Source organism: Paenibacillus sp. HB172176 (genome assembly GCF_011947265.1).
Lineage (GTDB): Bacteria > Bacillota > Bacilli > Paenibacillales > Paenibacillaceae > Pristimantibacillus.
Genome location: NZ_JAATHD010000051.1, coordinates 1 through 6135 on the forward strand (window position 1 = coordinate 1; position 6135 = coordinate 6135).

General features: G+C 40.6%; 9 protein-coding genes. 8 read left to right on the forward strand and 1 reads right to left on the reverse strand.

The window, feature by feature from the left end; translation table 11 throughout:
• Positions 1-176: 176 nt before the first annotated feature.
• The 5 genes from HFP08_RS28535 to HFP08_RS28555 all read left to right on the forward strand — a co-directional run bounded on the left by HFP08_RS28535 (position 177) and on the right by HFP08_RS28555 (position 3756).
• Positions 177-962 carry a hypothetical protein gene (locus HFP08_RS28535; RefSeq protein ID WP_168124033.1) on the forward strand — a complete coding sequence of 262 codons (786 nt, stop codon included), beginning with the start codon at positions 177-179 and terminating at the stop codon, positions 960-962.
• A gap of 226 nt (positions 963-1188) precedes the next feature.
• Entirely contained in the window at positions 1189-1440 is a 252-nt protein-coding gene (locus HFP08_RS28540; RefSeq protein WP_168124034.1) for an HNH endonuclease, read from the forward strand.
• Positions 1441-1702: 262 nt separating this feature from the next.
• On the forward strand, positions 1703-2734 hold the full coding sequence (locus tag HFP08_RS28545) for a ParA family protein (protein WP_168124035.1): 1032 nt from the start codon (positions 1703-1705) through the stop codon (positions 2732-2734).
• Positions 2731-3339, forward strand: a complete 609-nt coding sequence (locus HFP08_RS28550; protein ID WP_168124036.1) for a HEPN domain-containing protein — start codon at positions 2731-2733, stop codon at positions 3337-3339. The genes HFP08_RS28545 and HFP08_RS28550 overlap by 4 nt, the downstream gene beginning before the upstream one ends.
• Before the next feature lie 102 nt (positions 3340-3441).
• Positions 3442-3756, forward strand: a complete 315-nt coding sequence (locus HFP08_RS28555) for a hypothetical protein (protein WP_168124037.1) — start codon at positions 3442-3444, stop codon at positions 3754-3756.
• A gap of 110 nt (positions 3757-3866) precedes the next feature.
• On the opposite strand, the gene HFP08_RS28560 is transcribed toward HFP08_RS28555, so the two are convergent.
• Complete coding sequence (locus HFP08_RS28560) at positions 3867-4622, reverse strand: hypothetical protein (RefSeq protein WP_168124038.1); 756 nt, start codon at positions 4620-4622, stop codon at positions 3867-3869.
• A gap of 268 nt (positions 4623-4890) precedes the next feature.
• Between HFP08_RS28560 and tnpA the strand changes: the two genes are divergently transcribed.
• From tnpA to HFP08_RS28575, 3 genes are all read left to right on the forward strand, one after another.
• The gene (tnpA, locus tag HFP08_RS28565) at positions 4891-5226 is read left to right on the forward strand and encodes an IS66 family insertion sequence element accessory protein TnpA (RefSeq protein WP_168124039.1); all 336 of its coding nucleotides are present in this window, start codon (positions 4891-4893) and stop codon (positions 5224-5226) included.
• The gene (gene tnpB, locus HFP08_RS28570; protein WP_168124040.1) at positions 5220-5573 is read left to right on the forward strand and encodes an IS66 family insertion sequence element accessory protein TnpB; all 354 of its coding nucleotides are present in this window, start codon (positions 5220-5222) and stop codon (positions 5571-5573) included. The genes tnpA and tnpB overlap by 7 nt, the downstream gene beginning before the upstream one ends.
• A gap of 54 nt (positions 5574-5627) precedes the next feature.
• The coding region (locus HFP08_RS28575) for an IS66 family transposase zinc-finger binding domain-containing protein (protein ID WP_206109345.1) at positions 5628-6135 on the forward strand (508 nt) is incomplete at its 3' end.

Genomic DNA, 6135 nt, shown 5'->3' on the forward strand with positions numbered 1-6135 from the left:
TTCATGGACGAAATTATGAAAAACCCAAGTTCCATTATCGATCGGCTTTGTGTCAGGATGTAACTATCGATTTCTTTAGTTCAAATTATATAGGATTAGATATAAGGCCATAGCATTGGTACTCATGAGGTACGGGAATAAGACTTTAACTGTAATTCAGCAAGGGGGGATTTCATATGGACGAACTCATTAACAAAATCATTGAGGATATCAATAAAACTGGATATCCAACTGAAATGAAAGTAGTAAATCTTTTTCAGAAACGAAAATGGAGTTGTAGAGAAAATCAATATTTCATTGACCAAGATGAGGATAAGGGCCGTGAAATTGATTTAAAGGCTTATACTAATAAATATTACGAAGAATTAGGCCCAATATATTGTTGGTCTATGTTATCTGTAGAAATAAAAAAATCTGAAAAACCATGGGTTATATTTACTACCAAAAGAAGGGGGACTGATACTGGTGGATATGGATTATTAAATCATTGCAATAATATTAACAACTCCATTTTGAATTACAAAGATATAATGGAAAAATATCCTGGTAAATCTACTAAGATAGGTCGAAATGAATATGTAGCTTTAGCAAAGGAGGGTCATCCCCAAATATACAATGCTATTCTATCAGCAGTTAAGTCAGCCATTGAAGAGCATAGATTAGCTGAAGATCATAAAGAAGCTAATAGCGATAGTTCCTTTGATATTGTCTTCTATACACCTGTTGTTATTTTGAGTGGAAAGCTATTTGAAGCTTACTTGAATTCTGACAACGAAATAGAAATTAATCCTTCTAATCATATTGTATATAATTTAAACTATGCTTCTCCAAGCTATGTTAGAAATTCTTATTTAGTTGACATTGTTACAGTTGATGGACTGGAAGAGTATATAAATTCTCATGAAAGATGGCTCCAATATATGAATAATAAGATTAGGAATTCAGTAACAGAAGAAGCTTGAATAGAGGACAACATTCTATTCAAGCTTCTTCTGTTACTGTTCCTTGTTCCTGCTTCAACTTCAGATATGAGGATGTCCGTAGTTCATACGTATTTTGCTGATGAAGCAGGGCGTGTCGAGTGATTAGACTAAACGGGTGATGTAAAGGCATAAGTGAAGACGAAATTTTACGATAGTAACTTTGATTTCCAAGATATCTATACTCAATAAAAGCGAGGTTGAGCCTATGATACCTACTGCTCAAACTTTCAGGGAAGCACTGGAAACCCTATTATCGGATGCTCGAGAACGTGGTAAAGAGTACGTCGATGTTGTCTCCGGGGAACTTCATGCAAAAGTAGGAGGTTATCCATCTTCTAATCACCGGATGCCCACGTGCTGTTCAGTAATGAAGCAACAAATGAAAGTATCCGATAAAGAACTTTTTGCTCCTCCTAAGGGTAAGGGAGCTGAATTAAAGATAAGGTATTTTCTTTAAATCTGTTGCCACAATTGTTTAGAGACCTTCTACATGACTATATCTTACCAGTTCACGCCGCTGGCGCTGTGAAGCAGGTATATCGGGCTTAGATTAATCGGGGGAATAGTGGCGGCGAAAATATATAAATTTAGATTACTGCGTTTACAAGAAAGGATGAAAGTGGTATTTTGGTCCTAGTACTTGTTCAATAGTCATGCGCTATTTTTGACAAGTTTGATTGAGAATGAAAGATGGCAATTCAACATAAGGGGTGTAACTATTGAGGGCCAAAACTATTGTCTTATTTAACCACAAAGGTGGAGTAAGTAAAACAACAACAACTTATAATTTAGGTTGGAAATTGAGTACACTTGGTAAGAAAGTGCTTTTGGTTGATGCAGACCCTCAGTGTAATTTGACGAGCTTATTATTAGGAGATAATTTTGACGACTTTTATCTTAATGAACCAACCAACTCTGCGAACCTAAAGGATGCAGTCAAGGTGGCTTTTGAGGGTAAGCCGAGACCTATTACGGCTATCGATTGCTTTACTCCTGAACACAATCCTAATTTATTTCTTATTCCAGGTCACATGGATTTATCGGAATATGACCCATCATTGAGTCTAGCCTTAAATAGTAATAATGCAATTTCGACATTACAAAATCTCCCTGGTGCTTTTTATGAACTTATTAAGCTTTGCTCTGAAAAGTATGATATTGACTACGTTCTCATTGATATGAATCCAGGTCTAAGTGCAATAAATCAAACGTTCTTTATGTCTTCTGATGCATTTATTATCCCTACAAATCCAGACCCATTTTCAATAATGGCGCTTAAGACTCTAAAAACTGTGTTACCACGGTGGAAGAGGTGGTCTCAACAATCGATAGAAGTATTTAATGATGCTTCTTATCCTTTGCCTAACAAAGAAATGAAATTTATTGGCGAGATTGTGCAAAGGTTTAATCTAAGAAATAAAAGGGCAGCAAAGCCTTATCAAGGTAAGATTGATGAGATAAAGGCATACATCGAAGAAGAACTTGTGCCGGAACTTGAAAGACATTCAATGACGTACGATATCTCGGAATTGTTACGGGAGGGTAGGATTGAGAACCACTGCTTAGCTGAAATATCAGAATTTGGAGCTTTACTACAAAAAGCTAATATTGCAATGGTGCCAGTATTCGCCTTAACAGATCAACAAATAGGAGAAACGGGCCCAGTTTTAGAGCAGATGGCTTTAAATCGAGATAGATTTAATCGTATTTTCACAAATATGGCTAATGTTGTTTTGGAGCTAGTGAGATGAACTCATCCTTTCAACTGTTCAAGTCAATTTTAGAAGATACAACGAATTCAAAAGTCCTGTATCAATTCTTAAAAGATGTAGTCAAACCCCCGTATGACTATTCAGATTTGTTAAGATGGCAGTGGGCGCAATCTGTATCCGCTTTAGATAAATTAATACATGATTTAGTAAGAGTGGGAATGGTAGAGTCATTTTTAGGAACGCGCGCTCCCACCCCCAAATTCCTAAGCTTTGGTTTTACATTAGATATACATTTTCAGCTTAATCAAAATACAGCCTCCGCAACACTTTTATTCGAACAGATGATTACACAAAAGCATGGTTATCTATCCTTCCAAGAACCTGACAAGATAGCTGATGCATTATCAAATATTTGGAGTGAGCAACATAAATGGCAAAAAATTTCTATACAACTTGGATTTGACGAGAATTACACAAAGACTATGTTGAAGAACATTACTATTCGACGGAATCAAATTGTTCATGAAGGTGATTACTCCAACATACTTTTACAGCGACAACCAATCTTGGAGGAAGATGTCGACACTGTAATCGATTTCATTAAAAAGTTGGGGGAAGCGATTTATAATTTAGTTAAGCTGTAGCCTGTCTACGAGGCTCTATAGGATTACTCTTAGATTGGTATTTGTTCGCTGACACCAATGTTGACCTCAATTAAAACATAATATCTATAGGCGGTGTGAAATATGACTTTTAATTTAAAAGATGTGAAGAATCAAATAGAAAAATATGAAGTTATATGGAAGTTTAGAGTTGTCTCCGCTGAAATCAATCTAGATATCGACAAGATACCAGCAACCGAAATTAATTTTAGAACGCTTATTCCTGGATCAAATACTATATCCGGAATTTCAATTAGAAATAATACAAATTCATCTGAATTTTCGTTCTATGCAAGTGATATCAATCCAGAAAAGATCGAAATTAAAGAAGGATTAATTACTATTCAATTAAAGTCAGGAGCAAAGATTTTATTTTTCTGTACTCAACCAACTTTTTAATAATGCGTTATTAACGCTTATCAACTGCGTAACTAAGCTAATACATGACAAAGACGAATTAGTATTTGATACGTAAAGGAGACCGTCCATCAAAGGCGTTCTCCATTTGTTTACCCATCCATACCATCCCGAGCTTCCATCTGCTCGTAAGCTTCACCCAAGCCAACAGAGCGGTAATACTCTCGGGTTGCTTGTTCCATGCGCTCCATAACCGCAGAGTATTTCTCCTCCGGTACAAACTCCATGATTACTGCTATAACAGCGTTCTCCCGTGCAGCCTCACGCACCTTGATTTCCTCCAGCCCATAGTGTGTATAGCCCCCGGTTGAGCCATTGGTGAGCTTGTGCTTCATCTCCATAGCTTTGATGGCGGTGACAGGGCTGATCACTTCCATCTTGCTCAACGTGTCGAAGCCCTTTTGAATTACTTCATCCAGTAGCTCTAGGTCATGTCGAATACGTTTCGGACTGTCTTGGTCGGTTAGTTCTTTTTCCAGCATGGCTTTGACCTTTGCTCGTTCTTCGGCACGGTTTTCCTTATACTGTGTGTTACCCTTTTTTCTTGCCTTATTCCGCGCTGAATCTTCTCGCGCCTTCTTGAGAGGGTCTTCCTTCGAGTGAAGAAGTTCCATCGTAAGCCCATTTACAATCGCTTCCCGGCGCTGCTTGATGTAAGAATACATGGTGGGAATACTGATCGGGAAGCCGATATCATTACACCACGCCACCAGTTCCATCACAGGCGTACTGTCATCAATCATCTTGTCTAAAATGGGTCTGCTATGCCATTTAACCAGTGCCGCTACCTTGCCGGGCTTGAATTTGTGCGTTCTATCTTTGAGTGGATCTTGCTTCTTGCTCATCATGCTCACCCCGTATCGTTAAGCTTTATAAAAGTAATATAACGATGGGGGTGGAGATTAAAGGTTTTTGAAGTTTTACAGCCAGCAATTCATACAGGTGGTTTTGGGGAATGTACTTTCATCTGTCACCACGAAACAACTGCTCACCCCATGATCATTAAGGTGAGCAGTTATGAAAGTGTTCTTACGTAAGCGTCAAATCCCCCACACATATTATTCAATGAAACATCATGAGAAAATGAAGGCATCCTAGAAAACGGGAGGCTTACTTATGACAAAAAAAGAACAACGACAGCGTGAATGGATGACAAGGATTGCCGACTACCGAGCAAGCGGTCTTACCATGGCCGCCTGGAGCGAGGCTAATCATGTCACGCTTGAACAATTAAAATATTGGACGCGGAAACTCAAAAAAATCGCTTCATCAGACAGCTTCGCCACCACTCCTCGCTTTATCCCTGTCTCCGTAGCAGAACCTGTTTCTCCCCGAAAGTCCGCTTCATCACTTGTCGTTCAGATCGGACAGGCGAGCATTACTCTTCAAAGCGGCTTCGATCCGCAATTGCTTCGCGAGGTCGCCAAAGTATTATGCGAGGAGACATGCTGACGCTATCAGGCACGCAGCAGGTTTATCTTGCGACGGGTTTTACGGATCTACGAAAATCAATCGACGGTCTTGCCGCACTCGTGCAAGAAGGTTTTGGTTTGGATCCCTTTTCTCCAAGTCTATTCGTCTTCTGTAATCGCGGACGCAACAAGCTCAAGCTGCTCTATTGGGATATCAATGGCTTCTGGCTCGTGTACCGAAGGCTCGAACGCGGAACTTTCCAGTGGCCGACCTCTAGCGAACAAGTCGTGACGATCACTTCTCGGGAGCTTCACTGGCTGCTCGACGGACTTTCGCTTCATCAGCGGCAAGCGCATACCCCTGTACCTGTCACAGTGGTCGTGTAGCCGTTCCATTGTTCGCTAGATTGTCACCGATTTAGGCAGGGAACAACTCTAGCCATGACGAAGTTGTATGCTATGGAAAATCGAACGGAAACCTCACCGACAATCGAAGAGTTACAACAGAAAGCAGCGAAGTTAGAGCAGCAAAATGCAGAACTCTCAGCTAAGCTCAAGTGGTATGAAGATCAATTTCGCTTGGGCCAACAGAAGCGCTTCGGCGCATCCAGCGAACGGACGCATCCGGATCAACTGGCATTAGATCTCTTCAATGAAGCCGAGGCCGAGGCTAATCCAGCACTGCCAGAGCCTACCGAAGAGGAGATCACCTACAAGCGCAAGAAGAGGGCTGGAGCTCGTACGGCGAAGCTGGATGCGTTACCCGTTGAAACGATCGAATACGAACTAAGCGAAGAGGAGCAAGTCTGTCCTTGCTGTGCAGCCAAGTTGCATGGGATGAGCACGGAAGTGCGGCGAGAGCTGAAAATCGTTCCGGCTGAAGTGAAAGTGGTCGAGCATAAGCGCCATGTGTATGCCTGCCGCCGCTGTGAACAGGAAGCGATTCGCA

Bases quoted from the DNA above. Each gene is read 5' to 3' on its own strand.
- HFP08_RS28535 (WP_168124033.1), top strand. From the start codon at position 177: ATGGACGAACTCATTAACAAAATCATTGAGGATATCAATAAAACTGGA.
- HFP08_RS28540 (WP_168124034.1), top strand. From the start codon at position 1,189: ATGATACCTACTGCTCAAACTTTCAGGGAAGCACTGGAAACCCTATTA.
- HFP08_RS28550 (WP_168124036.1), top strand. From the start codon at position 2,731: ATGAACTCATCCTTTCAACTGTTCAAGTCAATTTTAGAAGATACAACG.
- HFP08_RS28555 (WP_168124037.1), top strand. From the start codon at position 3,442: ATGACTTTTAATTTAAAAGATGTGAAGAATCAAATAGAAAAATATGAA.
- HFP08_RS28560 (WP_168124038.1), bottom strand. From the start codon at position 4,622: ATGATGAGCAAGAAGCAAGATCCACTCAAAGATAGAACGCACAAATTC.
- tnpA (WP_168124039.1), top strand. From the start codon at position 4,891: ATGACAAAAAAAGAACAACGACAGCGTGAATGGATGACAAGGATTGCC.
- tnpB (WP_168124040.1), top strand. From the start codon at position 5,220: ATGCTGACGCTATCAGGCACGCAGCAGGTTTATCTTGCGACGGGTTTT.